We start from the raw sequence: 25430 nt of genomic DNA, 5'->3' as shown, positions 1-25430 counted from the left end.
ACGCTCACTAACTCTGAGATGCTTTTTGAATAACCGCGAGGGAAATTCGCGTGTATCCGGCATTGGTACAGCTGGACATAACTTTTTTCAGGATACTGAACGGCACGGTACGGTCCGCGAGAATGTTCACTTCCGGTGGCTCTGCCAGCAAGGCTGCCGCCTCCTCCGTTACGTCTTCCCCCGCCGCCGCGCGTTCGGCAAGCGCCAGCTTGGCTTCTTCCAACTCGGTATCCGCCATGGTCATTGCTTTGCCGACTTCCTGAATCATGGCCTGCTGGATTGCTGCGACCACCAGCTCCTCACTCTGGAAAAGCTCCTCGGTAGTCATCACCGGTTTTGCTTCGATCAACACCTCATCGTGGGTAACCATAAGAGTCACGGTTTCCCGCGGCTTGGACTCCACCACCGAATCCGGCAGGGTAATCACCTTGGGGGCTTCAATCGCTTCATCGCTGGCGCTATTGGTCAGCAGGAAGAACACCAGGATCGTGAATACATCCATCAGGGAAGTCAGGTTCATTCCCGGTGTTTTGCGCTTGCGGCTACGCGCCATGCGCTTCATGCGTCTACTTTCACGTTTCACGGCGCGTCTCCCAGGGAAATATCGGGGAAGAGTTCCATACGTTCCGGCACGGCATCCGGGTCTGGAGCACTGCCGTCTTCCGGAACAGGCACCACGTCAGCGCTGCGCACGGTATCCATAATGCCGACCAGATGCTCGTAAGCCACATCGGGCTCCATCAACAAGGTGGAATCGGTTTTGTCCGGATAGGTTTCCTTAATACGCATCAGCGTCTCGCGCAATTGAACCAAGTCGTAAACCTCTTCCGTCGGCGGAACAATGGGCAAGCCATTTTCATCCACCGGTACCTGCACTGCGTCTGCCGCGGTTGCAGCATCGGCTTGCTCTTCACTTTGGTTCAGGTTCGGAAAACGGGCGATCACCTTGTCACCATCACTGATTTCCAAGACCTCTTTGCGCACCACGACCTCCAGAGATACCCCCGGATCATCTGCACCGCCACCGGCACCGCTTGGCATATTCAACTCAAGAATGGTGACCCGCGAGAACACGGCGGAAACCAGCAGGAACGGTACCAGCACCACCATCAAGTTCAGGAAGGCGGTAATGTCCAGCTCCGGCGCTTCTTTGGCTCTGCTGTGACGCCTGTTTCTCATTACACCGATTCCGCGTTGGAAGTTTCACCCGTCTTTTTGGCCACAGGCTTTGCTTGAGCCTGACGGGTTTGTTCGACGTCTTGATTCTTGGGCTTATCTGCGGGTCCTGCTGCCTTTTCTTCTTTGGCTGCATCACTGCGACGACGGGTAGCAGAAGACATAATGTTCAAGGCCTTCACAGAGACCATTTCCAGGCTGTCCACGATCTGACCGGTCAGCGAGTTCAGCAGCGCGTGCACAATCAGCAGTGCGATACCGACCATTAGACCGAAGGCGGTGGTATTCATGGCCACAGAAATACTGGCAGACAGCAAGTCGGCCTTTTCCGCGGGGTTGGCATTGGCTACCGCTGTAAATGCTTCAATCAGGCCCATAATGGTGCCCAGAAGGCCCAACAGCGTGGCGATGTTGGAACCGAGAGCCACGTATGGAGTACGCTTTTCCAGCTGCGGAATGGTTTCCATAATGCTTTCTTCCATCGCGATTTCGATGTCTTCACGACGACGAACAGCACCCTGGCGCTCGAGACCCATGGCAAGCAAACGGCCGACACCAGTGTTATCTTCCTTCACCAGGTTACGCGCGCGGTCAAAGTCACCGCTTTTCAAAATTGGCTGAAGCTTTTCCCAGGCCGCGCGATTGGTACGACGCTCGTAAATAAGGCGAATGTAACGTTCGATGGCCACTGCGGCGCCGAGCGCGAACACCACCAGAATGGGATACATGAATGCACCACCAGTCTGAAAAAACGCGATTACGCTGTTAAAGAAATCCATCACTTTTCCTCTTGGTTTTCTTTCTCGGGTCCGCGGTTGCGCCGCTTTGCCTCGTTCTGGCCTGATAGGCCACTAGTAAATTAAATGTAAAAGTAAAATAAGTACGAAATTAGTCTTCCGGGAGACTGAGCTGGTAAAACTCAAGCTCTCGAGAAAATACTTCTTTGTCCAACGGCTGCAACCTAGGGTCGAGCAAACTGGAGTTCAAGCCACTTTCGACACCGACCTCCGAGCTTTTCCACGGCACGATGTAAAGAGATTTTGGGGCTTCTTTGTTACCGATAATGGAGATACCGGACAGCTCCTTAACCTCATTGTCCACCTTAGATTCACCGCTTTCGCCCTCTTCCTGTCCCGACGCGGCAACGCCAGTCGACAATAGAAAAAGTACCGCAAGTGGACGCAAAACACTGTTCATCAGTTCACTCTCCGCTTGAGGTCGGTTACCCAGATAGAGACTTTGGCATCATTCGGTCGAACTTTTAAATACTGCTCAAACTGGGCGAGTGCGCAGCTCGCATCCCGAAGATAGAGATCACATAGGATACCGAGATTCTTGATGAGCGGCGGGTTGTCCGGGTGTAACTGCAAAGACTTTGCGTAGGTAGCTTTCGCCTCGTCAAATCGCCCCTGACGACGGTAGAGAACCCCCAACTCATTACTCGCGACCGGGTCGAGCGGTGCAGCGCGCAAGGCTTCCAGAAAAGACTCCTCCGCATGCTTTTCATCACCGGTACGGTAATAGGCAATACCGAGATTTACATAGGGTGCAGAAAGCCTCTGCTCTCGCTCGACCACGCTTTGCAACAATTCAATCGCCTCTGGATAGCGCTCCCCTTCGAGATATGCAACGGCTTGGGTAAAGTCTCGATTGACACTACCGGAGACCTTCACATTCAAGGGGTTTACTGGGCTGCGCGAGGTCTGGGGACTACTGGCACATGCGGCAAGTAACTGCAGCAAAACCAGCAGCAACCCCAATTTCCCCAATCGCGTGATCTCCGTAAACGGCAACAGAATACCCATCAGCCCTGATCCTCCTGGGTCGAATTATCCGCGATCATCGCGTCTGCTTCTGTGACAGGTTCTTGGGAGACCGTCGTACCATGTATCACTTCGGTCGCCGAATTTTCTGTTTCAGGCTGAGACACTATTTCTGGCTGTGACACTGTTTCGAGCTGCGGAACTATGATCCTGACGATATTGCCCGCCTCTTCCGGGCGGTCGTATCTAGCCGGTACCAAGCCGGCCAGCTGACCAATACTCTTCGCTATCCACCTGTTGTAAATACCGGCTGCCATCAGGTCGATATTTTTCTCATGCACAGAGATTGCGCGCTCTTCGAATGGATAGATCTGCTCCTCTAGCGCCAACTCATATTCTTCGAGTTCCATCGCATTCAAGTTGGTTGGCCGTTCGGAATCCTTCAGAGACGTACTGAAGTGCAAGTAGATTTCGCCCAGATAAAACGTCGCTGCAGCGGTAACGTCGGCAACCTGATAGTCAATCAAATCGCTGAATGCCTTGGTCGCTGCCTGCATGCGTGTGCGCTTGGTGTTGAGATTGCGCTCAAGTGGCGCGACAAGGGCAATTTCCGCAAAGGAATCGAATTTTGGTTCGGCCAGTTTTAACGCGGCGCTACCACCCAGGTAGCGGGTGCGATCATTGCGCTCGTTACCACCGCGCAACTCAATCCGTACTATGTCATCCAGCGTGTTGAAATACGCTTTACGGTTGCCACTATTGAGGTAGATATCGGCAATTTTCTGGCGCGTTTCCAGCGCCGGCTCCATGGGCCTCGGGAAGAGTTTCACGTAGCGGTTGAGTACCGCCAGTGCCTTATCGTAACTCTTGGCTGCACTGTACAAGCTTGCCGCCTGGGAAAGCGCTTCACGGCGCACGTCTTCATCTTCGGACTCACGCTCGATGCGCTCAAACTCGGCACCGGCGAGCAACAACTGGCCACTTTCCTGATAAACCACTGCCAGCTTTTTGGTCACTTCTTTCTGCAACTCATGCTGTGGGTGGTTGCCACGGAACGCTTGCAAGACGTCAGCCGCGCGGCCCCAGTTCTGCAACTGGATCAAGGAGGCCGCTGCATCATATTCGGCCGTAGCCAAAATCGAGGCAGTCGGCGCGGCACCGCGGATACGTAAGAAATGTTCTGCTGCAGCCAGGTGATCTTCCGCTTTGCGCGCCTGGTCACCCTGCTGATAGATGGATCCTGCCAGATTCTCTACCAGGTCCAAACGGTCTTTCGCATCGACGGCAGTGAGCTGCAGCGCTTCCAGATAGCCCGCTTCTGCATCCGCATACAATTCGGTATCGAAAGACGCATGGGCTACCAGCAACCAGGCAGAGCGCTTGACCGGCTGTTCCGCTCCAGGGAACTTCTCCAGCAGCAGGCGCCCGTTTTGAATCGCTTCCGAGAAGCTCTTCAGTTTGTACAGGTCATCCACCGCGCCGAGCAGAATTTGTGGCGCCTTGGCGTGCTGCGGGAAGGTTTCGGAGAAGGTCAGAGAAGAGCGAATAATTTCTTTCTGCAGCGCAACCTTTTCTGCATTGTTGGCCTGGGCGAGATCGTTTTTGAGGTGCTCACGGTAAGCAAACACCGCGGCATAGCCTGCTTCACTGGCATTCTCATTGACCGCATGCCCGGTGTAATCGTATGCAGTGCGCTCATATTCCCGCGCCGCATTGAGGAAGTCCTTGTTCTCCAGCATCAGGCCGGCGAGCTGGTAATTGATTTCCGGTGCTTTGGGCTTGTCGGCAAAGGATGCAAGGTAACGGCGATACCAGTGAATCGCCTCAAGATAATTCTCGCCGCGTTTCTTGGCGAATTCTTTGTCTTTCGGCTTCACATTCTGGTAAGCAGCATGATAGTGGCTCGCCAGATCAATCAGGTTGGTTTGCAGGAACTCCAGCACCACCGCATATTCCTGGATTTCAAACACCGTCCAGTACTGAGCATCCAGCGCGTAGGTGTTGGCAAAATCTTTCTTCGCCTCCAACACCAGGCGAGGGAATCCACCCTTCTGGTAAATCTCAATGACGCGAATGGAAAAGTCGGGCGCAACCTTATGCAACGGATTGAGTTCGACAAAGGTGTCGTAGGATTTTGCCGCGTCCTGATAGCGTCGTTTGTCCAGGTAATACTCACCCAGATGACTGTAGACGTAGGACTCGTAATCCCGCGCGCCCTTGCGCGAGAAGTAATCGACGATGGAATCCGCACCACCGAGATAGGAGAAACTGAGGCTGATCACACGGAAGGTATCTTCGATATGCTTCCGCTCGGTTTCGTTGGAAGTTTGCTCAAAGTCGTAGCCGTCCGCCACTTTGTAGTCGAGCATGCCAACGAAATCGTCCAGCGCCATTTCGTACATATCTTGCTTGAACAATGCCCAGCCGCGTTTGTACATGGCCAGCTCGTAAAAGCTCGATACCTCACCCATCGCAATCACACGGCCATAGGACTCTTCCGCATCGAGGTATTTTTTGCGCGTGAAATAGTATTCACCCAAGCGGAAATAGGCTTCATCAAGATGGCGCGACGCGGGGTACTTGGCCACGAGCTTTAGCAGGATGGCAACAGCCTCTTCCACTTCGCCCGTCTCCTCATACGCGCGGGATAGCTGGTACATCACCTGATCATTGCGCTCGTACAACGGGTACTGCACCAACAACTTTTGATACAGGGCGATCGCCTCGCGGGCATTGGCGGCGAGCAGTGCGTCTGCCTCATCACCTGGCACGGACACCTCGGCGTTGCTTTCCAGCCCGCTCAAATCTACCGAGCCACTGGCACGCGCCTCGAACTCACTTTGCTTCTCGTCAGTGCCGCGGGTGACGCTCGCCAGATCGACTTGTGTGCGCTCAGAGCCCGCCGGCACGCTGGCAAGCTGCGGTGCGTCGAGTTCGGCGCTGGCGGTCGCGGTCGCGGTCGCGGTCGCGGTCGCGGCCTTAGTATTAGCGAGCTGATTAGCCGCGGCCACTTGATCTTCTGACAGGATCCGCGTCTCGCTGCTGGCCGGTAGAATGCCCTCTTCTGCGCGGTGGGCCTGCTTGATTTTAAGGTCGGCAATACGGCGGATAGCTTCGGGCGTCAGCGCCGTTTCCGGGGTTTCCTGCAGATACTTCTGGTAGCTCGCCAGCGCCTTTTCCAGGCTGCCATCGATCTGGGTTTCACGTATCTCGATTTCGACTTTTTGTAAGCTACCAATAGTTTTGCCGCTGTTACTTGCGCACGCGCTTAGTAGCAGTGCAGCAGAGGCGGCAGTAACCAATCCCAGGCTTCGGTACTGCGATGCCATGGCCTTTTTCAGTACACCGGAATTATTCATCGCCAGCTCCGTCTACTTCTTCCACCTCGTCCATCGCTTCACTCTGCGATTGGGGAGCTTGCAGTTCCGGCGGGTTATCCACAGGCAGGGCTTCACCATCCGCGTCCGCAGAGATTGGCGTCGCAGGTGCCTCCTGTTTCATTTGCTCAGCCTGCTGCTGGTATTCTTCTACCTTGCGGGCATCCGCGCGCTGCTCCTGCAGTTCATTCGCGCGGTCATAGCTATCGGCCAGGGCAAAGCGGGCCTTGATCTGATAGCTCTCGAGCTGTGCACGGCGCTGGTCCAGTTCGTTGATCGCCAACTGCTCAAGCATGCGCCCCTGGCGCGCCATCAGCTGATCGATACGTTTTTGCGCGCGTTTTAGTCCCGCGCGCAAACTGGTGATCTGATCGCTATACCCCTCATAGCTGTGGGTCGCTGCCTGCCGGCTGCGCACATAGCGCTGATAAGTTTCCTGCAAAGTGGCAATCACCTCATCCAGCTCCTGCAAGCGCTTGAAGGCTTCGGTCAGGCGATGATCAAATTCGCGGGACAGGCGAAATTTGAGCACACCTTCAAGACGGGCAATACGCGCTTCGGTTTCTTCGCTTTTCAGGGTGGGGTTGTAGTCGAGGATCTCCCGGATCTGCTGGAGTACCAGCCGCGATTCCGTTTCATCACTTTTCGCCAGCAGCTCCGGGCGGCGATTCACCAGCAGATTATCGATGCGAGCGGCCAGACGCTGACGCTGCTCCATACGCATTTTGATACGCGCATCGATCTGGCGGAACTGCACATCGAGAGAGGGCAATATGGGTTCGTAATAGCTGCGGCGCAGCGCAATGACTTCGTCAAACGCATCTAGGCTCTGCAGCCAATCTTCGTTCCGCTCTTTCAGGTCATTCAGATCCTGGTAGTTACGCAGGAATTCCTGATAATCATTGGAGGCCATCAGCTCCAGTAAATAGTGCGTTTCCGGCGCGTCCGGCAGGTTGCGCAACTCCACCACCCAGTTCTTAACCTGGCTGGCTTCTTTACGCCGCAGTGCTTCGAGCAATTTACCTTCGCGGATACTGTTGATGGATTGCGTCAATACATCAACCTGGTTGCCAAACAGGTCCAACGCCTGACCGTAATTCACCGCCGCGGTACTGTGCACCTCGAGCTTGCCGTAACTGTAGGGGACGGCAAGCATCGCTTCCTGTACCGATGCGTTGGTTGGCTTGCGCTGGGTCAACAATTGCCAGGGGACCAGGGCGCGGTCATAGCGACCCGCATTGGCCTCAACCCACCCGGCACCCAGCAACGCCTGATTGGAAAAAGGACCGCTTAACTGTACGCGATCAAAATAGGTTCGCGCGCGCTCGTACTTTTGGGACTCCATCAGCTGGAAGCCCAACAACAGGTTGGTTTTATCCTGCAGCGCACGCATGGTGTCGCTGCTACCGGCATTGCGCCCAAGGCTATCCAGCTCGAGCACCCCCTTTTCGGTCTCACCGGCCTTGAGCAAAGCGATACCCAGATTGTACTCCACAAACCCGGCAAGGGATTTTTCGCCTTTCAGCCCTTTTAGCAGCGCAATCGCTTCCTCGAAACGGCCCAGCTGCATATACACGCGCGCACGCAAAAACAGCTCTTCCGCCCGTACCCGCTCGGGCACACGCCCTTCGATCAACTCCAGAGCATGCAGTGCATTGGCGAACTGCTGTTTGTGGTAGTGAATTTTGGCGAGGCGGTAGGCCGCTTCATTTTTGATTGGCTGCGGCACATCGCCCTTGAGCACCTGCTCCATGGCGCGGCCGGCTTCCCGGTGCATGCGGTAAGAGAGTTCTAGGTCACCAACAGCAAAAGCAGCCTGGCCAAAGTGCAGACTGAATGGATCTAATTCTGGATCGTCTAGCAGGCGGAACTGGTCGAGTTCGGTATCGAGACCGGTAATTGCATCAAAGTACTGATCCTGGTGGGCCTGGAACAGTGCCTCACCAAAAAACAGGTCGCGCAGCTGGTCCGTGTGCAGGGCAGACGGGTCCACAGGCGCTTTTGCCTGCGCGGGTGCCGCACACAGCGCAGTCAAGGCTGCACCAGCAATCACGCTGGCCAGACGGGTGATCATGCTTACCAGTCCTTAAAGTTGATAGCGGACTGGTTGCCGGCGATCTGGATCTCAACAAATTTCGGACCCACCGCTTTCTCCACACTATAACGCGCGGTCGCACGATACTCTTTTCCGGACTTGGACTTGCCGAAGTAGGTCACTTCCAGAGGATGCGCGCCGGTCTGCACATTGGCGGTATGGATACGCTGTACCCCACCCAACTGCAGGGCTTCGATTTCGCGGTAGGTGTAAAGGTGGTGGGCGACAACCTGGTTATCGAGCTTCACCTCGACAGATTCCAGGCTGAATTCCTGGTTATTCGGCAGGGAGACAAACAGCGCAACCTGAGTGTTGGAGGGAAACAGCAACTTCTCTTCCAGGCGGTTCAGCTCCGATGTAAGGCTGATTACATCTTTCTTAACATCCTGGATCTGCTCGTCGAGGCCGCGGATCTCTTCGCGGCTGACCTGGTTGGCCCCTTGAGCATTGCTCATCGCCGCCAGCGTCAGCAAAACGGTAGCCATCAGAATTCTGTACATATCCCTTTTACCTCAAACCCCAACCCTTTTTATTGGCTGCAGACTCGACCGTCACTTTTTCTTTGCGGACCGAATACGCATTCTTAGGCGGGTGATTGTATTGCAAGCAACCGGATGGGATATGTGAGGCGCTTCAAAACTCGCGCAGAGAGTGGGATAAGAATTTTTTCTTAAAATTCAAAGGACAAGAGAAAAAAGCTCGATTTTGTGACAGGTATCACGGGGCTAAAGCGAAGCCTACATGTGCGGTAGGTCACAATTTCGCCGCAGGGTGCGGAACCGGGTCAAGTTTTTACCGCCCGGCGTAACTAACACAAGGAAAACAAATGCATTCAGGGTTTGCAAGTACTTACTGGCAGACTCAAATCCTCTCACCACTTTTTCAGCGCATCTTCGTCGCTGTTGCGCGCCTGCACCCAGTCGCCCGTCTCGGCACCTTTGGCGAACTCCTTTTTCCAGAAAGGCGCCCTGCTCTTGAGAAAATCCATGATGAAGGCGCAGGCATCCAGCGCGGCCTGTCGGTGGGCGGAGGTTGACCCCACGAATACGATCTCGTCGCCGGCAGCGAGCGGGCCAAACCGGTGGATAATTCGAACGCGTCCCAACGGCCAGCGCTGCGCGGCCTGACGGGCGATATCGGTCAGGGCTGCCTCGGCCATCCCGGGGTAGTGCTCCAGCTCCAGTACCGCAACCGATTGCTGCTCCCCCGACTCTGCCGGGGAAAAGTCGCGCACGTTACCCACGAACATGGCGGTGGCGCCGTCCACATAGTTTTCGCTGCGTAACAGGTTGTATTCCGCTCCCGGGTCAAACCCTTCCGCCTGAACGGAAATAGAAATTTCCAGCGGCACGTCAGCCCCCTGTCACTGGCGGAAAGAAGGCAACCTCATCACCATCTTTGACCGCAACATTCATACTGGACAGCTTCTGGTTTAATGCCACCTGCAGCTGATCACTGGCCAGTGCAGCTTGCCACTCACTGCCCCTTGCGGCGAGGCTAGCGCGCAGGCCGGCAATATCGGTAATACCCGCCGCGTCCGCTTGCAGACCCTCGCAGTTCAATTGCTCACGCAGGCTGGCAAAGAACAGTACGTTGATCACGATTTTTCCCCTGCGGTTTCCGGCGTCCAGTGACCGCGCTTGCCACCGACCTTTTCCTGAAGTTGGGTAGGTCCAATCACCATGCCCGGATCGACGGCTTTGCACATATCGTAAATGGTCAGCGCGGCTACACTGGCCGCAGTCAGCGCTTCCATTTCCACGCCGGTACGGCCGGCAAGGCGACAGAAACTAGAAATATTCACGGTGGAGTTTGCTTCGTCCAGTTCGAAATCCACCTTTACCTTGGTCAGCGCCAGAGGGTGGCACAGCGGGATCAGGTCGGCGGTTTTCTTGGCGGCTTGGATGCCGGCGATGCGGGCGGTGGCGAGCACATCGCCCTTTTTGTTGTTGCCCGCTTGTAGTTGTGCGAAGGCTTCTGCAGACATCGCAACGGCGGAAATGGCACGGGCGGAGCGGTCGGTGATGTCTTTGTCGGTGACATCGACCATGCTGGCTTCGCCTTGCTGGTTGAGGTGTGTCAGGGTCATGTATTGGCCAACCTTGGGAGATTTACTTGGTTAGATAACCAACGAAGTTGCAGGGCTTGTGACTTGCGGTGAGCTGTTCCTGCAGCAGTTTGGTCCAGCCGGTTTTGCACGCGCCGGTGGAACCGGGCAGGCAGGCGATCAGGGTACGGTTGGCGATGCCGGCCAGTGCGCGGGACTGGATGGTGGAAGAACCAATCTCTTCGTAACTGATGGAGCGGAACATCTCGCCGAAGCCGTCGATGTGTTTGTCGAATAGTGGAGCGAGTGCTTCAGGGGTGGAGTCGCGGCCGGCGAAGCCGGTGCCGCCGGTGGAAATAATTACTTGTACTTCCGGGTCGGCAATCCAGGCGGAGACTTGCGCACGCAGCAGGTATTTGTCGTCGATGACGATGGCTTTATCGGCGAGGTTGTGGCCGTCTGCCTGCAGGGCTTCTACCAGGTATTTGCCAGAGGTATCGTTTTCTTCGGTTCGGGTGTCGGAAACGGTGAGAACGGCGATGTTCAGTTTTTGATTTGGGTCTAGTGGGGCGTGGGACATTTTTTGGTGCTCCGTCGCGGCCTTTTATGTTGGGGCTTTGTTCTTGGTTTGTGGCGCTGGCGCGCTAGGGGGCTGGTTTTCAGGACCACTGTGAACCCATCCCTGGGCGTTTCGGCGCAAACATCCTGTTTGCGACGATCCTGAAAACCAGCCCCCTAGCGCCCCTGCTTCGCTTCCGATTTATTACTTCGTAAGCGTTAAATTCTTAGCTTTATCCACCAATTATCGAGAGGTTTTCTGTTCCCCCCGTATTGCCTTGCTGCAAGTAGTGGCTGACTTCTTTATTGTCGATCATGGCTCTTACGCTTTCCGCCAGCGCATTAGCATCGCCATCGCGAATCGCATGGCGTAGATCAATGCCGGCATCGGAAAACAGGCACAGGTGCAGTTTGCCCTGGGCGGAGATGCGCAGGCGGTTACAGCTGCTACAGAAGTCTTTGCTGTAGGGCGTAATCAAACCGATACGGCCGGCGTAGTCGGGGTGGACGTATTCACGGGCGGGGCCGGCATCGATGGCGCGGGGGAGTAATTGCCAGCCGGTTTCTATCAATAGCTGCTCGATTTCGACACCCCGCAGGTGGTTGCTGGCGAAGTAGTCGCGATTGTCTCCGGTCTGCATCAGTTCGATAAAACGGAGGGTGACTGGGGTGGTTTTGAGCCAGGCCAGAAACTGCTGCAGCCGATCGCGCGCACCGTCGCTGAGCAGCACAGCGTTAACCTTGGTTTGCACGCCCAATTCCAGTGCACGGTCGATACCGGTGAGAATTTTAGGCAGGCAGTCGTGGCCGGTTATGTGGGCAAATTCACTGGGGTCCAGACTGTCAATACTGATATTGAGCTGGTCGAGGCCCGCGTGGTGCCAGGTATCGATAGCACTCGGCAGCTTGTAACCGTTGCTGGTAACTGCAACACGGCGGATACCCGGGGTGGTTTTTGCGGCCTGAATCAGTTGCGGGAGATCTTTGCGCAGCGAGGGTTCGCCGCCGGTCAGGCGCACCTTTCTGGTGCCGAGCTGCGCGAACGCGTGCATGACAGTAGTAGCTTCCGCGACGCTGAGGTCGGGCTGCTTGGGGCTGGCCTGGTAGCCGTCGGGCAGACAGTAGTCGCAACGGAAGTTGCAGACGTCTGTCACCGACAGGCGCAGATAGTAGAAACGACGGCCATGGCCGTCTTCCAATACGCGGTTTTCCTTCATCACCTTTCCAAATGCGGGAGGCCGTTCGGTTTCCCTTGCGACCCTGGCGGGCGGTTTTACCGCTCGCGGCCTACATCCCGTATCGCTCACTTATCGATGACTTAGGAATGCAGGCTCGGTGTTGTTTATATCGTTCGTTTAGACAGTGTTTAAATCGAGGCCCGATTCAGGCCATCTGCAGCACAGTCCTCTGTTCAAGATTAGCTTCAAATTACAGGTAGTTTCGGCACTACCATCCGTATTCTAACCACATCCGCCCGTCTAAATGCAATTTCACCGCCAATCTCGCGCCTGACTGAATCAACAGACGTCGAGAATCTTCAGGGTGTTGGTACCACCGTGGGACTGCATCAGATCACCGCGAATCAGGATCACCCGGTCACCTTCATCTACAATGCCACGTGCCCGCAAGGTATCCAGGGCGCGCTGGTTGAGCTCGCGGTCACCCTCGTCGTCGCCGGGCACGAACAGTACGGAGATTACCCCGCGATACAGCGCCATCCGCCGCTGGGCGACAGGCTCGTGGGCGAGACCAACAATCGGCAGGCCGGAGCGAATACGCGAGGCAATAAGCGCCGTGTAGCCGGTCTGAGTCATACAGGCGATGGCGGTGACCCGCTCCAGATGATTGGCAGCATACATGGCGGAAAGAGAGATGGTCTCGTCGATGCGGGTAAACCCCTGATGCATGCGGTGACCGGATTCCTGGGCCGAACGCTCTCGTTCCGCGCCCAGGCACAGGCGATGCATGGCCTCTACCGCTTCCACGGGAAAGCCACCGGCGGCGGTTTCGGCCGAGAGCATCACCGCGTCGGTGCCATCGAGTACCGCATTGGCTACATCAAACACTTCTGCCCGGGTGGGCAGCGGTGCGGTAATCATGGTTTCCATCATCTGGGTAGCGGTAATCACCGCGCGGTTGAGCTGGCGGGCGCGCTTGATCATGCGCTTTTGCACCCCGATCAGCGCGGCATCCCCAATTTCCACCCCCAGGTCGCCGCGGGCCACCATCACCGCTTCTGAAGCGCGGATAATATCGTCCAGGGTGTCGTGATCCGCCACGGCCTCGGCGCGCTCGACCTTGGCCACCAGTCCGATATGCTTGCCCTCTTCACCCAACAATTCCCGGGCTTCCAGCATGTCCTCGGCGCTGCGCGGGAAGGATACCGCCAAGTAATCGATACCAATTTCGATAGCGGTTTTGAGGTCCCGCTTGTCTTTATCAGTGAGGGCTGCTGCAGACAGCCCACCGCCCTGCTTGTTGATACCCTTGTTATTGGAAAGGCTGCCTCCTACCACCACCGTAGTCAGAACATGACGCTCGGTTACCTGCTCCACATTCAGGATTACCCGCCCGTCGTCCAGCAGCAGTACATCGCCGGCCGCTACATCGCTGACCAACTCTTTGTAATCGCAACCCACACGTGTCTCGTCGCCGGCATTGGCGTCAAGTTCCATATCCAGCAGAAAGCGCTCCCCTTCGTGCAGGATGACGCGATTTTCGCGGAAACGGGCGATACGGATTTTGGGCCCCTGCAGGTCACCCAGCGCCGCCACGGTCTTCCCCTGATGTTCAGCGATCTCGCGTACCTGCTTTAAACGGCGGCGGTGGTCTTCGGCAGTGCCGTGAGAAAAGTTGAGGCGCACCACGTCTACACCGGCAGTGATCAACCTCTCCAACACACCCGGCTTATCACTGGCCGGGCCCAGTGTGGCAACAATCTTGGTGCGGCGAAAAGGCGAGGTGGCCGGTTGGACCGTGGGGATGTGGGGCATGGAGGTTTCTCTGGCAACTTGCGACCGCGTCCGGGTCTATAGACTCAGCTTAGCCAGCAATCCTGCCCCGGCGGGCCTGGCTTTCTAGTTATCCATAGTTGGCAGCACCAGGATTGCGCGAAAATCGTTAACATTAGTACGCGTTGGCCCCGTCACAATCAGGTTGCCCAGCTCCGCGAAGAAGCTGTAAGCGTCGTTGTTGGCGAGATAGGCCGTTGGTTGCAGGCCTTGCGACTGCATCTTGGCCCAGTCGTCTGGCGTAAACGATGCGCCGGCGTTGTCTTCGGAGCCATCGATGCCATCGGTGTCGATAGCTAGGCCGTAGATACCCGACGCCCCTTTTAACCCATCGAACAACCCCAGCAGATACTCCACATTGCGCCCGCCGCGACCATTACCAGTCACCGTGACACTGGTTTCACCGCCCGACAGGATCAGCAAAGGCTGACGGAGCTCTTCCTGCACATCCAGCGCCATCGCCGCGTGCTCGGCACCCAGCTCCCGCGCCTCCCCTTCAAGATCATCGCCCAACACACGCACCTCAACACCCGCCGCCAATGCCGCTTCGTGTGCCGCTTCCAGTGCGTCGGCAGCCTTGGCGAGCATCAAGGATTGGTCGCGGACAAAATCAGCATCATCCGGGCGCGGGGATTCCGTTGCGGCTTCGAGATGAGCGCGCACCTCGGGCTCGGGGTTTATCTGATAGCGCTGCAGGATTTCCAGGGCGTCGGCCGCGGTGGTGCTATCCGGCAACGTTGGGCCCGAGGCAATCAGCGTAGGATCATCGCCGGGGACATCAGAAATTAGATAGGTCACTACACGCGCAGGATGTGCAGCGGCAGCCAGGCGCCCACCCTTGATCGCCGACAGGTGACGGCGCACGGTATTGATCTCACGAATCGGCGCGCCGCTTCGCAACAACGCCTTATTAATCGATTGCTTCTGCTGCAAGGTGATCCCCGGCGCCGGCAGGCTCATCAATGCGGAGCCACCGCCAGAAACAAGAGCCAGAACCAGGTCTTCTTCCCCGAGTCCTTCGACAGAGGAAAGCATCCGCTTGGCCGCCTGCTCTCCGAGGTTATCCGGCATTGGGTGCGCCGCTTCCAATACCTCGATCTTCTCGCACTGCGCACCATGCCCGTAGCGGGTTACTACAACCCCCGAGAGATCTGCCTCCGGATACCGCTGTTGCCACGCGCGTTCCAGCGCCGCGGCCATTGCCGCACTTGCCTTACCGGCACCCACTACCAGCGTTTTACGCCCAGGTGCCGGGAGCGGGTCTGAAATCAGGTTATCCGGGTGTACCGAGGCAACGGTGAGCCGCGCGAGATCACGCAGCCACTGGCTGAGGTTTTCGGAAGACATTTCAGGATGGATTGATGGCAGCGGTGGCAATTGGCTTCTCCCTTGGCAATGCAGTAATAATCTAACGCTGCAAAAACAGTTCCGCTTTTATTCTCTTCCCTGTACAGACACGGTCAACTGAGTCGGTGTATACGCTCACCGAGTCAGAGGAAGGCGAACTTCGCGAGAAAAATCACACTCAGAATATACAGGCTTACAGAGATCTGGCGATGCTGGCCAGTAAACAACTTGAGCGCGGTATAGGTCAGAAACCCGAGTGCGATGCCATTGGCGATGGAAAATGTCAGCGGCATCATAATCATGGTAACTACCGCGGGAATCGCATCGGTGAGATCCTCCCAGTCGATATGCGACATACCGCCCATCATCAGCATCGCCACATAAATCAATGCGCCAGCAGTGGCATATGCCGGGATCATCCCGGCCAACGGTGCAAAGAACACACACAACAGAAACAGCGCACCTACCGTCACGGCGGTGAGCCCGGTGCGCCCTCCGGCAGCCACACCCGCGGCACTCTCCACAAAACTGGTTACCGGAGGGCAGCCCACAAAGGCACCCAGCACACTCGAGGTACTATCTGCCTTCAAGGCTTGGGGGAGCTTCTCGATACTGCCATCCGGTTCGATCAACTTGGCGCGGTGAGCGACGCCCATCAAGGTACCGGCGGTATCGAAGATATTGATAAACAAAAACGCGAGGATCACGCTGACCATACTGAGATCCAGCGCCCCGCGAATATCCACCTGCATCCAGGTAGGAGCCAAGCTCGGCGGCTTGGACACCAGACCACCGTATTCCACTAGCCCCAGCGCCAGCCCGATACCGGTGACGACCAGAATACTGATCAGGATCGCTCCGAACACCCGCCAGAAGCTAAGCACCGCAATCATCAGAAAACACAGTATTCCCAACATGGCCTGTGGTTCGCGAAGAGAGCCTAACGACAACAGAGTCGCGTCACTTGGTACCACGATACCCGCAGACTTGAGTCCAATCAGCCCTAGGAACAACCCTACCCCAGCCCCCATGGAGTAGCGCAGGCACATAGGGATACTATTCATTATCCACTCACGCACCCGCGACAGGCTCATGGCCACAAACAGCACGCCGGCAATAAACACCGCACCCAGCGCTATCTGCCAGCTGTACCCCATCTCGCCCACCACCGTATAGGCAAAGAACGCGGTCAAGCCGATCCCCGGAGCTAACCCAACTGGCCAGTTCGCGTAGAAGCCCATCAGGAAGCAGGCCACCGCGCTACCCAGGCAGGTGGCCACAAACACGGCGCCGGGGTCCATACCGGTGCCAGAGAGCATATTGGGCGTCACGAATACCACATAGGCCATGGTGACGAAGGTAGTCAGGCCGGCGAGCAGTTCGCCGCGCAGTGTGGTGCCGTGCGCGCGCAGCGCAAACAGACGCTCGATCACCTTGTTTGACGACTGCTGCACCGACATCTCCAACCTGTGGATCAATTAACGGGAAGGGCCACTACTAGACAGTGTGGACAATGAACGGCCTGGCGCCCAGTTGCGCAAGCCTCAGCAGCCGGCAGCGACTTCTCATTGGCCTCGCCGGCCAGTAAAATCGCCCTCTTTACCCAATTACGACTATCCCGAGATACCGGAGCTATACCCATGGGAAGAGCCTATCAGAACCGCAAAGAGTCGATGGCCAAGACCTCGAACATGAAGGCCAGGGTCTACAGCCGCTATGGCCGTGAGATCTACGTGACCGCAAAGTCTGGTGGCATTGACCCCAACGGCAACCTGGCCCTGCGCAGCCTGATCGACCGTGCCAAGAAAGAACAGGTCCCCGCCCATGTGATCGAGAAAGCGATCGACAAGGCCAAGGGCGGCGCCGGCGAAGACTTCTCCCGCGCCCGCTACGAAGGTTTCGGCCCCGGTGGCTGCATGGCCATCATCGAGTGCTTGACCGACAACCCGAACCGAACTTTTGGTGATGTACGCCAGGCGTTTACCAAAACCAAGACCAAGATCGGTACCGAGGGCTCTGTAAGCCACAGCTTCGACCACCTGGCGATTCTCGTCTTCAAGCACGATGACGAAGAAGCCGTACTGGAAGCCCTGATGGAAGGGGATGTGGACGTAACAGACATCGAAAACGAAGACGGCAAGCTCTCCGTATTCGCACCACAGTCCGAGTACTTCAAGGCCAAACAGGCACTGATCGAAGCCTTTGGCGAGATCGATTTCGACGTGGATGAAATCCAGTTTGTGCCGCAGACCTACACCCAGATCAGCGGTGACGACGTGGCGCTGTTTGAGAAATTCATCAACATGCTGGAAGACCTGGAGGATGTGCAGGCGGTTTATCACAACGTAGAAAACCCCTGATTTCCAGCGACGAGTAAAAACTGGCGCATCCGGTTTGTGATGCGCCAACCTCCCACCTGTCCCTCACGCAAAAACCACCGCTCTCCCCTCCCTCCGTAGTTATAGTTTTTAATTGCAATAAGATTCATTTTGCGCCATTCCAGTTTAACTGGTACTGGCGTAAAGGGACGCATGCTGACGAAGAGTGGTATTTTCTACCTACTCACTTATTCGAAGCAGAAACTATTCTATGAAGCGCCCAAATATTGAGGATGCGTGGCAATCTTTCCAGGAAGTTTATGCGGATATTGGAAAATCTGTATCTGCGGTGGGAACCAAGATCGGCGGGAAAGTCGACTACAACATAAATAAAGTACCGCAAGGACAAGGTCGATTCGAAAACGCCTGTGCGATTCGTATGAGCTATGTGCTCAACGAGAATGGTATCAATATACCGTATTTAAGTGGACAAACAGTATCCGGCGCCCAGGGCCGCTGGTACATTTACAAAGTTAAAACCCTGATCGCCTATCTTACGAAAATCTTCGGAACTCCTGAGCACATCTTTGGAAACCCAGATGAAATTTCGTTCACAGACAAACAAGGAATTTTAGTGTTTGAGGTCAACCAATGGAGTGATGCCAGCGGCCACGCCACCATCTGGAACGGCAACGCCTGCTCTGACAAATGTTATTTTCCAATTTCGAAGAAGGCCTTTTTATGGGAACTAAAAAGCAAACATTCATCTTTTTAGGCTTTTTTTTATTATCGTCCTGCAGCAAAAGTACTGCATCAAACCAGCAGGAAGCCACTAAAGAGGAGAAAGATTTTCGCAAATACGCAACCGCAATTTGCCTGGGATCTTCATTCCAAGAAAAGTCGATAACGGCTGACGCCAATCGTTCCGCTAACGTATATATGGGAAATGTTGATCTAGCTGCGTACGAAGCCTTGAGAGTACAGCTAAAAAGTTGGAAACCAACAGAGTTTACAACCAAAAATGGATCGCAAGCCGCAATTTCTCGCTGCATAGAGTTTTCGGAGTCTAACGAGGTTCAGCAGCTTTTCAGTAAGTTCAACCCCTGCGGCGACAAGGAGACTTGGTTGGACGAGACGAGCTTTGAGACTCAATGCGAATAGTCAATGTTGTTGAAACCCGACAAACTCCGCGTGAAAGCGAACAATGACTCTACATTTCAGCCCCATTTAAAACGCTCGAAGACCACCACACCCACACTACACTTCCCGTTTACTTGCTGGAAAAGCAGCCGAGTATTCATATGCCTCAGGAGAGTAATAACACTGAATCAGCGCAGATAGGGTTTGGCGGTGGCTGCCACTGGTGTACAGAAGCCGTATTTCAACAGTTGCGCGGTGTTGAGCGTGTCGACCAGGGGTACATCGCATCACAGCCTCCAAATGCAGATTTTTCAGAGGCTGTGATCGTACACTTTGATCCCAAAGAAATGTCCCTGGAAACGCTGATCGAGGTGCACCTGTATACGCACAGCGCTACAGCGGTTCATCAGTTGCGTAAAAATTACCGTAGCGCGATCTACTTTTTTACCGCACAACAAAGGGAGATAGCCCAAGAGGCTTTGTACAAATTTCAGAATGACTTCGCCGACCCGCTGATTACCGAGGTCTTGCCCTACCACGAATTTCGTAGTTCAGACCCACAGCATACAAATTATTATTCCAGTGACCCACAGCGGCCATTTTGCCAGAGGTACATCGAGCCGAAACTTCAGCTGCTTCAAAGCAAATTCTTAGACGAGATAAAAGAACGGAAGGGCTCTCGCTGAGCCAGAAACACAAAAGCCCCGCACTGCGGGGCTTTTGGAAGGATACCGAACTCATGCGAAGCTCGGTTTTCAATGTGGTGCCCAGGGCGGGACTTGAACCCGCACGAGCATAGCTCACTACCCCCTCAAGATAGCGTGTCTACCAATTCCACCACCTGGGCAAAAACTTTTCAGTTTTTGATTTGCCTTTCGGCTTACTGAGGCTGTTCCTCAGTATCTGCTTCCGGCAGTTCAGCCTGCGGGGCTTCTTCTGCGGAAGGCAGTTCGTCGGCCGGAGCAGCTTCCTGAGCTTCAGGGATGTCGCTCTCGATGACCGCCGGAACGTCGTCCTGCTGTTCGCGGGACTCAACTGCTGCAGGTACCTGCGGCAGACCGTCGATGTCCGGTGCTTTGTTAACGCTGGCGAGGTAGGCCAGGCCAAAGCTGGTGACGAAGAATACCGTCGCCATAATTGCAGTCAAGCGGGAAAAGAAATTTCCGCTGCCCTGGCTACCGAATACGGTTTGAGAAGCGCCGGCACCGAAAGATGCACCCGCTTCAGCACCCTTACCCTGCTGCAGCAAAATCAGCGCGATGATGCTCAGCGCGGTGAGGATATGTACGATTAAAACCAGTTTTTCCATTGTCCAGAAAACCTGCTATCGGGCGTCTGCCCTTGATCAAAATTTCTTTGCTGCGCTCAATCTGCGGCGCGGCAAATCTGAATAAATTCTTCGGCCTTTAATGAGGCCCCGCCTACCAAAGCACCATCAATATCGGGCTTGGCAAACAGTTCTACGGCGTTACCGGCTTTTACGCTACCGCCGTAGAGAATCTGTACCTGCTCTCCAGCTTCACCCAGCTGTTCGCGGATAAAGCGGTGCACTTCCTGGGCCTGTTCCGGGGTGGCCGTTTTACCGGTGCCAATCGCCCACACAGGCTCATAAGCAATCACCGCGTTCTGCCAGGTATCTGGCAGGCCAAGCTCAACCACGGCCTGAATCTGCGCGGCAACTACTTCCAGGGCCTTGCCAGATTCACGCTCTTCCAGCGACTCGCCCACACACAGCATGGGGACCAGACCTGAAGCCTTGGCTGCGGCGAACTTCTCCGCCACCAGCGCGCTGGTTTCACCGTACAGGCTTCTGCGCTCTGAATGACCAACGATGACGTAATCGGCACCGAAGTCTTTCAACATCTCAGCGGAGACTTCGCCGGTGAAAGCACCAGAGGCTTGCTCGCTGAGGTTCTGAGCCCCAAGGGCCAGACCGCTGGCAATCTCTCCGACCAGACCCAGATAGGGGTATGGCGGGCAGATTACCACCTGTGCGGAGCATTTTCCGGACTCAAGTCCGCTGTTCAGCTCGGCCAACAGTTGCTCGGCAAACGTCTTGCTGCCGTGCATTTTCCAGTTGGCGGCAACCAGAGTTTTACGCATGGGTGCTCCTCCAAGGGGCGCAAATCTTAGCGGTATTGCCGGTAACATACAACCAGCGTTTTCGGATATTTATTGATTTTTCAATGGCTTCCGACGCTTTGGTCTCTTCTGCCATCCAGCTCGGACGCCGGACCGCTCTCAAACGTTGCCCACGCGTTCTACCACCTGGGCGATGTCAGCCGCTAACTGTTCAACGAGCGGCGCATCCTTGCCCTCAACCATTACTCGAATCAGCGGTTCGGTGCCAGATGGACGCAACAGCACCCGGCCGCTATCCGCCAGGGTCGACTCAGCCAGGGCAACGGCGGCCTTTACGTCCGCATGCTCCAGCACGCCGTCGCGGCTGGCGAGACGCACATTGATCATATGCTGGGGCAACATGTCCATTTTCTCGCTCAGCTGGTCCAGCGACTCGCCGAAGTCACTCACCGCACGCAATACCTGCAATGCAGAGATGATGCCGTCACCGGTGGTGGTTACATCGGTGCAGACAATATGGCCGGAGGACTCGCCACCCAGGGTCCAGCCGTTCTTGTACATCATCTCCAGTACATAGCGATCGCCAACCTTGGCACGGGCGAAGGGTATGGCGCGTTCTTTCAGGGCCAACTCGAAACCGTAGTTACTCATTTGCGTACCGACGACACCGCTGCAACCGCCGAGGAATTGCTGGCGATGGATGGCAATCAGGAACAGTAACTGGTCACCGTCGATCAGCTTGCCGTTCTTATCCACAAACATCACCCGATCGCCATCGCCGTCAAACGCGATACCCAGATCCGCACCGCGCTCCACGACTGCTTGTTGCAGTTTCTCGGGCTTGGTGGAACCGCAATCCAGATTGATATTCAGGCCGTCCGGCTGCACACCAATAGAGTGCACTTCGGCACCCAGCTCGCTAAATACCTTGGGCGCAATGTGGTAGGTGGCACCGTTGGAGCAGTCCAGAACGATATTCAGCCCCTGCAGTGAATAGCGCCAGGGGGTACTCGCCTTGCAGAACTCGATGTAGCGGCCCACGGCATCATCAATGCGCCAGGCCTTACCCAGGTCCTTGGCGGTTTCCATAGGCAGTTCTAACGCCGCTTCGATTTCGGCTTCAACTTCGTCAGGCAGTTTGCTGCCGTCGCCGCTGAAGAACTTGATGCCATTATCTTGATAAGGGTTGTGCGAGGCACTGATCACGATACCGGCTTGGGCATGAAAGGTACGCGTGAGATAGGCAATGGCCGGGGTGGGCATGGGGCCCAGCAATCCAACGTCGACACCGGCGTTGATCAGACCCGCTTCCAGCGCGGCCTCAAACATATAGCCCGAAACACGGGTATCCTTGCCGATCAGAATACGGCTGCGCCCTTTAATTTCTTGATTGGCACCCAGAACCTTGCCCGCCGCGTAACCAAGACGCAGCATAAAATCTGGAGTGATTGCCCCCTCACCGACCTGGCCACGGATACCGTCTGTGCCAAAGTACTTTCTAGTCATCTGATAACTCACTTCTATTATTTTCGGCCCATCTCAAGGGCAATCCACTAATTGTTGTAACTTCAGCACATCTGCCGTGGCCGCAACGTCATGCACACGAATAATTGCGGCTCCACGCTGGGCGGCCAGCATGGCCAGCGCCAGACTGCCGGCGAGGCGTTCATCGACCTCGCGACCCAGCAGCCGCCCGATCATGGACTTGCGGGACATCCCCACCAGCAACGGCACGCCCTCCGGCGCCAGCTCCGGCAGATGGCGCAGCAGCGCGAGATTGTGCTCGTCGTTCTTGCCGAAACCAAAGCCCGGGTCGAACATAACCTTTTCCCGCGGGATACCCGCGTCCACACAGGCCTGCAGGCGCGTATCGAGATAAGCACGTACTTCGGCCACCACATCCGCGTACTCGGGCTTGTCCTGCATGGTGCCGGGCTGCCCCTGCATGTGCATCAGGCACACCGGCAAGCCGGTCGCGGCAGCGGCCTCCAGTGCCCCTGAACGGGTCAGTGCGCGCACATCGTTAATGATGCCGGCGCCGGCTGCGGCGGCATTGTGCATCACCGAGGCGGTGCTGGTATCGACAGAGATCACAACATCCAGACATGCCGCGATGGCTTCCACAACCGGCACCACGCGCGACAACTCTTCCTGTTCGGATACCGGCGCCGCACCCGGACGGGTCGACTCGCCGCCAATATCGAGAATGGATGCGCCATCCCGCACCATCTGCTCGGCGCGCTTTAACACCAGATCCAGATTCAAACCGCCGTCGCCGTAATAGCTGCCGCCATCGGAAAAGGAATCTGGTGTGGTGTTGAGGACGCCCATCACTTGGGGACGGGACAGGTCCAGCGTGCGCTGGCCGCAGAGTAACTTCATACAATTTTTATCGCTTGATGCAATTCAAGCGGCGCCGCGGGAAAATCTGCACGCGTCACTTGGTATTGCTAGATATACAAAGCGGGCCTGCTAGTGAATAGCAGGCCCGCTTCGCGGTCGACACTGGAAGCGTATCGACAGAGTCCGCCTCTAAATCAGTGACCGTTAACCGGGCCACCTACGGAGCTGTCACCGTCCTCGGACTTGCTTTCCGGCTTAACGTCGTCGGAAGAATCTCCACCGGTATAGTCGTTGTCGTGCCAGTCTCTCGGCGGGCGCACCTTGCGGCGTGCCATCAAATCATCTACCTGTTCTGCATCCAAGGTCTCGTACTCCATCAGCGCGTCTTTCATCGCCTCGAGAATATCGCGATTCTCTTCCAGCAGCTTGTTCGCGCGGTCGTAGCATGTATCGATAATGCGGCGCACTTCCTCGTCAATTTCGTTCGAGGTCTTGCCAGACACAGGATTGCCCTGCCCGGGCTGGCCGCTCTCGTCTTCGCCGTAGTGCAGCGGGCCGAGCTTCTCGGACAAGCCCCACTTGGTGACCATATTGCGGGCAATATCGGTAGCGCGTTCGATATCGTTGGAGGCACCGGTGGTTACACCATCCACCCCCAGGGTCATTTCTTCGGCAATACGGCCGCCGAACAGGGAGCACAGCTGGGATTCCAGCGCGCGCTTGGACAGGCTGTACTTGTCTTCTTCCGGCAGGAACTGGGTAACACCCAGAGCGCGGCCGCGCGGAATGATGGTGACCTTGTGCACCGGGTCGTGCTCCGGTACCAGCCGACCAATAATGGCGTGACCCGCTTCGTGGTACGCGGTATTGGTCTTTTCCTTCTCATTCATCACCATGGACTTGCGCTCGGCACCCATCATGATCTTGTCACGGGCGCGCTCGAACTCGTCCATGGTCACCATGCGGCGGTTGGCACGGGCGGCAAACAGGGCAGCCTCATTCACCAGGTTGGCCAGATCCGCACCGGAGAAGCCGGGGGTACCGCGGGCAATGGTCTGCGGGTCCACCTTCTCGTCCAGCGGCACCTTGCGCATATGTACTTTCAGGATCTGCTCACGGCCGCGGATGTCCGGCAGGCCGACAAATACCTGGCGGTCGAAACGGCCCGGGCGCAGCAGCGCGGAGTCGAGCACGTCCGGGCGGTTGGTCGCGGCGATCACGATTACGCCCTCGTTGCCTTCAAAGCCGTCCATCTCTACCAAGAGCTGGTTCAGGGTCTGTTCGCGTTCGTCGTGGCCACCGCCTACACCGGCACCACGGTGACGGCCAACGGCGTCGATCTCATCAATAAAGATGATGCACGGAGCCTGCTTCTTGGCCTGTTCGAACATGTCGCGCACACGGGAGGCGCCCACACCGACAAACATTTCCACGAAGTCGGAACCGGAAATCGAGAAGAACGGCACCTTGGCCTCACCGGCAATGGCTTTGGCCAGCAGGGTTTTACCGGTACCGGGAGGGCCCGCCATCAGCACGCCGCGAGGGATGGCACCGCCGAGGCGCTGGAATTTGGACGGGTCGCGCAGGAACTCCACCAGCTCCTGCACATCTTCTTTCGCTTCATCCACGCCCGCCACATCGGCGAAGGTGGTTTTAATCTGGTCTTCGCCCAATAGACGCGCCTTGCTCTTGCCGAACGCCATGGGCCCGGAACGACCACCGGCACCGCCCTGCATCTGGCGCATAAAGAACATAAACACGGCGATGATGATCAGGATCGGGAAACTGGCGACTAATAGCTGCTGCCAGAGACTGGCGCTTTCGGGCTCGCGACCGTTGAACTCAACGCCGCCGCGCACCATTTCATTAGTGAGCTCGTCGTCGATAATTTGCGGCTGAATGGTCTTAAAGCGGCTGCCGTCGGCTTTCTCACCGGTAATGACGAGACCATCGACCAACACATTCTTGATTTGGCCGGATTGCACATCCTGGACAAAGTCGGAATAGTTGAGGGATTCATCCCGGGATTGCGGCTTGAAGTTCTGGAAAACCATCAGCAGCACCGCGGCGATGATCAGCCACAACACCAAATTCTTTGCCATATCGTTCAAAGGGTATGCCCTCTTGCCTGTGCCTTGGTTTGCGCCTTGGCAACTTTATCCATTCCTTCCAT

At 56.2% G+C, this 25430-nt stretch carries 25 protein-coding genes, 1 tRNA gene and 1 riboswitch; of the genes, 4 read left to right on the top strand and 22 right to left on the bottom strand.

Going from position 1 to position 25430, the window contains the following annotated elements; genetic code table 11:
• Positions 1–7: 7 nt before the first annotated feature.
• From Mag101_RS03925 to Mag101_RS03850, 16 genes are all read right to left on the bottom strand, one after another.
• On the bottom strand, positions 8–583 hold the full coding sequence (locus tag Mag101_RS03925; RefSeq protein WP_232325126.1) for an ExbD/TolR family protein: 576 nt from the start codon (positions 581–583) through the stop codon (positions 8–10).
• Positions 580–1179, bottom strand: coding sequence for an ExbD/TolR family protein (locus Mag101_RS03920; protein ID WP_077401095.1), 600 nt, complete (start codon positions 1177–1179; stop codon positions 580–582). The genes Mag101_RS03925 and Mag101_RS03920 overlap by 4 nt, the downstream gene beginning before the upstream one ends.
• On the bottom strand, positions 1179–1955 hold the full coding sequence (locus Mag101_RS03915) for a MotA/TolQ/ExbB proton channel family protein (RefSeq protein ID WP_077401092.1): 777 nt from the start codon (positions 1953–1955) through the stop codon (positions 1179–1181). Before Mag101_RS03915 ends, Mag101_RS03920 begins: the two co-directional genes overlap by 1 nt.
• A 109-nt stretch (positions 1956–2064) precedes the next feature.
• Positions 2065–2373 carry a hypothetical protein gene (locus Mag101_RS03910; RefSeq protein ID WP_077401089.1) on the bottom strand — a complete coding sequence of 103 codons (309 nt, stop codon included), beginning with the start codon at positions 2371–2373 and terminating at the stop codon, positions 2065–2067.
• The gene (locus tag Mag101_RS03905) at positions 2373–2981 is read right to left on the bottom strand and encodes a tetratricopeptide repeat protein (RefSeq protein WP_232325125.1); all 609 of its coding nucleotides are present in this window, start codon (positions 2979–2981) and stop codon (positions 2373–2375) included. The genes Mag101_RS03910 and Mag101_RS03905 overlap by 1 nt, the downstream gene beginning before the upstream one ends.
• Entirely contained in the window at positions 2981–6298 is a 3318-nt protein-coding gene (locus Mag101_RS03900) for a tetratricopeptide repeat protein (protein ID WP_077401087.1), read from the bottom strand. Before Mag101_RS03900 ends, Mag101_RS03905 begins: the two co-directional genes overlap by 1 nt.
• The gene (locus Mag101_RS03895) at positions 6291–8390 is read right to left on the bottom strand and encodes a tetratricopeptide repeat protein (protein ID WP_077401084.1); all 2100 of its coding nucleotides are present in this window, start codon (positions 8388–8390) and stop codon (positions 6291–6293) included. Before Mag101_RS03895 ends, Mag101_RS03900 begins: the two co-directional genes overlap by 8 nt.
• A gap of 2 nt (positions 8391–8392) precedes the next feature.
• Entirely contained in the window at positions 8393–8911 is a 519-nt protein-coding gene (locus tag Mag101_RS03890; RefSeq protein WP_077401081.1) for a hypothetical protein, read from the bottom strand.
• Between the two features lie 371 nt (positions 8912–9282).
• Positions 9283–9762: a molybdenum cofactor biosynthesis protein MoaE gene (locus Mag101_RS03885; RefSeq protein WP_198040083.1), complete on the bottom strand. Its 480-nt coding sequence runs from the start codon at positions 9760–9762 to the stop codon at positions 9283–9285.
• Between the two features lies 1 nt (position 9763).
• Entirely contained in the window at positions 9764–10012 is a 249-nt protein-coding gene (moaD, locus tag Mag101_RS03880) for a molybdopterin converting factor subunit 1 (RefSeq protein WP_077401078.1), read from the bottom strand.
• Positions 10009–10500 carry a cyclic pyranopterin monophosphate synthase MoaC gene (gene moaC, locus Mag101_RS03875; RefSeq protein WP_077401075.1) on the bottom strand — a complete coding sequence of 164 codons (492 nt, stop codon included), beginning with the start codon at positions 10498–10500 and terminating at the stop codon, positions 10009–10011. The genes moaD and moaC overlap by 4 nt, the downstream gene beginning before the upstream one ends.
• A 22-nt stretch (positions 10501–10522) precedes the next feature.
• Entirely contained in the window at positions 10523–11038 is a 516-nt protein-coding gene (gene moaB / locus Mag101_RS03870; protein WP_077401072.1) for a molybdenum cofactor biosynthesis protein B, read from the bottom strand.
• 211 nt (positions 11039–11249) lie between these two features.
• The gene (gene moaA, locus Mag101_RS03865) at positions 11250–12233 is read right to left on the bottom strand and encodes a GTP 3',8-cyclase MoaA (protein WP_157520148.1); all 984 of its coding nucleotides are present in this window, start codon (positions 12231–12233) and stop codon (positions 11250–11252) included.
• Positions 12218–12366: riboswitch (molybdenum cofactor riboswitch) on the bottom strand. It overlaps the preceding gene by 16 nt.
• A gap of 167 nt (positions 12367–12533) precedes the next feature.
• A complete protein-coding gene (pyk, locus tag Mag101_RS03860; protein ID WP_077401069.1) occupies positions 12534–14009 on the bottom strand; it encodes a pyruvate kinase in 1476 nt (491 codons plus the stop codon).
• Positions 14010–14093: 84 nt separating this feature from the next.
• Positions 14094–15374: a glycerate kinase type-2 family protein gene (locus Mag101_RS03855; protein ID WP_077401066.1), complete on the bottom strand. Its 1281-nt coding sequence runs from the start codon at positions 15372–15374 to the stop codon at positions 14094–14096.
• Positions 15375–15517: 143 nt separating this feature from the next.
• Positions 15518–16834, bottom strand: coding sequence for an NCS2 family permease (locus Mag101_RS03850; protein WP_077401061.1), 1317 nt, complete (start codon positions 16832–16834; stop codon positions 15518–15520).
• 180 nt (positions 16835–17014) lie between these two features.
• Here Mag101_RS03850 and Mag101_RS03845 point away from each other — a divergent pair, with 180 nt between their 5' ends.
• The 4 genes from Mag101_RS03845 to Mag101_RS03830 all read left to right on the top strand — a co-directional run bounded on the left by Mag101_RS03845 (position 17015) and on the right by Mag101_RS03830 (position 19518).
• Positions 17015–17734, top strand: coding sequence for a YebC/PmpR family DNA-binding transcriptional regulator (locus Mag101_RS03845; RefSeq protein WP_077401057.1), 720 nt, complete (start codon positions 17015–17017; stop codon positions 17732–17734).
• A gap of 229 nt (positions 17735–17963) precedes the next feature.
• Positions 17964–18467, top strand: coding sequence for a type VI secretion system amidase effector protein Tae4 (locus Mag101_RS03840; RefSeq protein ID WP_077401054.1), 504 nt, complete (start codon positions 17964–17966; stop codon positions 18465–18467).
• Positions 18434–18853 (top strand): hypothetical protein, encoded by a 420-nt coding sequence (locus Mag101_RS03835; RefSeq protein WP_077401051.1) that lies wholly within the window; start codon positions 18434–18436, stop codon positions 18851–18853. The genes Mag101_RS03840 and Mag101_RS03835 overlap by 34 nt, the downstream gene beginning before the upstream one ends.
• A gap of 140 nt (positions 18854–18993) precedes the next feature.
• Complete coding sequence (locus tag Mag101_RS03830; RefSeq protein WP_077401048.1) at positions 18994–19518, top strand: peptide-methionine (S)-S-oxide reductase; 525 nt, start codon at positions 18994–18996, stop codon at positions 19516–19518.
• Positions 19519–19593: 75 nt separating this feature from the next.
• On the opposite strand, the gene Mag101_RS03825 is transcribed toward Mag101_RS03830, so the two are convergent.
• From Mag101_RS03825 to ftsH, 6 genes are all read right to left on the bottom strand, one after another.
• Positions 19594–19679, bottom strand: a tRNA-Leu gene (locus Mag101_RS03825).
• Positions 19680–19712: 33 nt separating this feature from the next.
• Positions 19713–20141 carry a preprotein translocase subunit SecG gene (gene secG / locus Mag101_RS03820; protein ID WP_077401045.1) on the bottom strand — a complete coding sequence of 143 codons (429 nt, stop codon included), beginning with the start codon at positions 20139–20141 and terminating at the stop codon, positions 19713–19715.
• 56 nt (positions 20142–20197) lie between these two features.
• On the bottom strand, positions 20198–20935 hold the full coding sequence (gene tpiA, locus Mag101_RS03815) for a triose-phosphate isomerase (RefSeq protein WP_077401042.1): 738 nt from the start codon (positions 20933–20935) through the stop codon (positions 20198–20200).
• Positions 20936–21073: 138 nt separating this feature from the next.
• Entirely contained in the window at positions 21074–22420 is a 1347-nt protein-coding gene (gene glmM / locus Mag101_RS03810) for a phosphoglucosamine mutase (RefSeq protein ID WP_077401039.1), read from the bottom strand.
• A 33-nt stretch (positions 22421–22453) separates the two neighbouring features.
• The gene (gene folP / locus Mag101_RS03805; protein WP_077401037.1) at positions 22454–23296 is read right to left on the bottom strand and encodes a dihydropteroate synthase; all 843 of its coding nucleotides are present in this window, start codon (positions 23294–23296) and stop codon (positions 22454–22456) included.
• Positions 23297–23451: 155 nt separating this feature from the next.
• Positions 23452–25359 carry an ATP-dependent zinc metalloprotease FtsH gene (ftsH, locus tag Mag101_RS03800; RefSeq protein WP_077401034.1) on the bottom strand — a complete coding sequence of 636 codons (1908 nt, stop codon included), beginning with the start codon at positions 25357–25359 and terminating at the stop codon, positions 23452–23454.
• Positions 25360–25430: the final 71 nt, after the last annotated feature.

Origin of the sequence: Microbulbifer agarilyticus (assembly GCF_001999945.1) — a bacterium.
Taxonomy (GTDB): domain Bacteria; phylum Pseudomonadota; class Gammaproteobacteria; order Pseudomonadales; family Cellvibrionaceae; genus Microbulbifer; species Microbulbifer agarilyticus_A.
Note: the sequence above shows the minus strand (reverse complement) of the source record. Positions and strands in the feature narration are given on the sequence as shown.

Bases quoted from the DNA above. Each gene is read 5' to 3' on its own strand.
- Mag101_RS03920 (WP_077401095.1), bottom strand. From the start codon at position 1,179: ATGAGAAACAGGCGTCACAGCAGAGCCAAAGAAGCGCCGGAGCTGGAC.
- Mag101_RS03915 (WP_077401092.1), bottom strand. From the start codon at position 1,955: ATGGATTTCTTTAACAGCGTAATCGCGTTTTTTCAGACTGGTGGTGCA.
- Mag101_RS03910 (WP_077401089.1), bottom strand. From the start codon at position 2,373: ATGAACAGTGTTTTGCGTCCACTTGCGGTACTTTTTCTATTGTCGACT.
- Mag101_RS03905 (WP_232325125.1), bottom strand. From the start codon at position 2,981: ATGGGTATTCTGTTGCCGTTTACGGAGATCACGCGATTGGGGAAATTG.
- Mag101_RS03900 (WP_077401087.1), bottom strand. From the start codon at position 6,298: ATGAATAATTCCGGTGTACTGAAAAAGGCCATGGCATCGCAGTACCGA.
- Mag101_RS03895 (WP_077401084.1), bottom strand. From the start codon at position 8,390: ATGATCACCCGTCTGGCCAGCGTGATTGCTGGTGCAGCCTTGACTGCG.
- Mag101_RS03890 (WP_077401081.1), bottom strand. From the start codon at position 8,911: ATGTACAGAATTCTGATGGCTACCGTTTTGCTGACGCTGGCGGCGATG.
- moaC (WP_077401075.1), bottom strand. From the start codon at position 10,500: ATGACCCTGACACACCTCAACCAGCAAGGCGAAGCCAGCATGGTCGAT.
- moaB (WP_077401072.1), bottom strand. From the start codon at position 11,038: ATGTCCCACGCCCCACTAGACCCAAATCAAAAACTGAACATCGCCGTT.
- moaA (WP_157520148.1), bottom strand. From the start codon at position 12,233: ATGAAGGAAAACCGCGTATTGGAAGACGGCCATGGCCGTCGTTTCTAC.
- pyk (WP_077401069.1), bottom strand. From the start codon at position 14,009: ATGCCCCACATCCCCACGGTCCAACCGGCCACCTCGCCTTTTCGCCGC.
- Mag101_RS03855 (WP_077401066.1), bottom strand. From the start codon at position 15,374: ATGTCTTCCGAAAACCTCAGCCAGTGGCTGCGTGATCTCGCGCGGCTC.
- Mag101_RS03850 (WP_077401061.1), bottom strand. From the start codon at position 16,834: ATGTCGGTGCAGCAGTCGTCAAACAAGGTGATCGAGCGTCTGTTTGCG.
- Mag101_RS03845 (WP_077401057.1), top strand. From the start codon at position 17,015: ATGGGAAGAGCCTATCAGAACCGCAAAGAGTCGATGGCCAAGACCTCG.
- Mag101_RS03840 (WP_077401054.1), top strand. From the start codon at position 17,964: ATGAAGCGCCCAAATATTGAGGATGCGTGGCAATCTTTCCAGGAAGTT.
- Mag101_RS03835 (WP_077401051.1), top strand. From the start codon at position 18,434: ATGGGAACTAAAAAGCAAACATTCATCTTTTTAGGCTTTTTTTTATTA.
- Mag101_RS03830 (WP_077401048.1), top strand. From the start codon at position 18,994: ATGCCTCAGGAGAGTAATAACACTGAATCAGCGCAGATAGGGTTTGGC.
- secG (WP_077401045.1), bottom strand. From the start codon at position 20,141: ATGGAAAAACTGGTTTTAATCGTACATATCCTCACCGCGCTGAGCATC.
- tpiA (WP_077401042.1), bottom strand. From the start codon at position 20,935: ATGCGTAAAACTCTGGTTGCCGCCAACTGGAAAATGCACGGCAGCAAG.
- glmM (WP_077401039.1), bottom strand. From the start codon at position 22,420: ATGACTAGAAAGTACTTTGGCACAGACGGTATCCGTGGCCAGGTCGGT.
- folP (WP_077401037.1), bottom strand. From the start codon at position 23,296: ATGAAGTTACTCTGCGGCCAGCGCACGCTGGACCTGTCCCGTCCCCAA.
- ftsH (WP_077401034.1), bottom strand. From the start codon at position 25,359: ATGGCAAAGAATTTGGTGTTGTGGCTGATCATCGCCGCGGTGCTGCTG.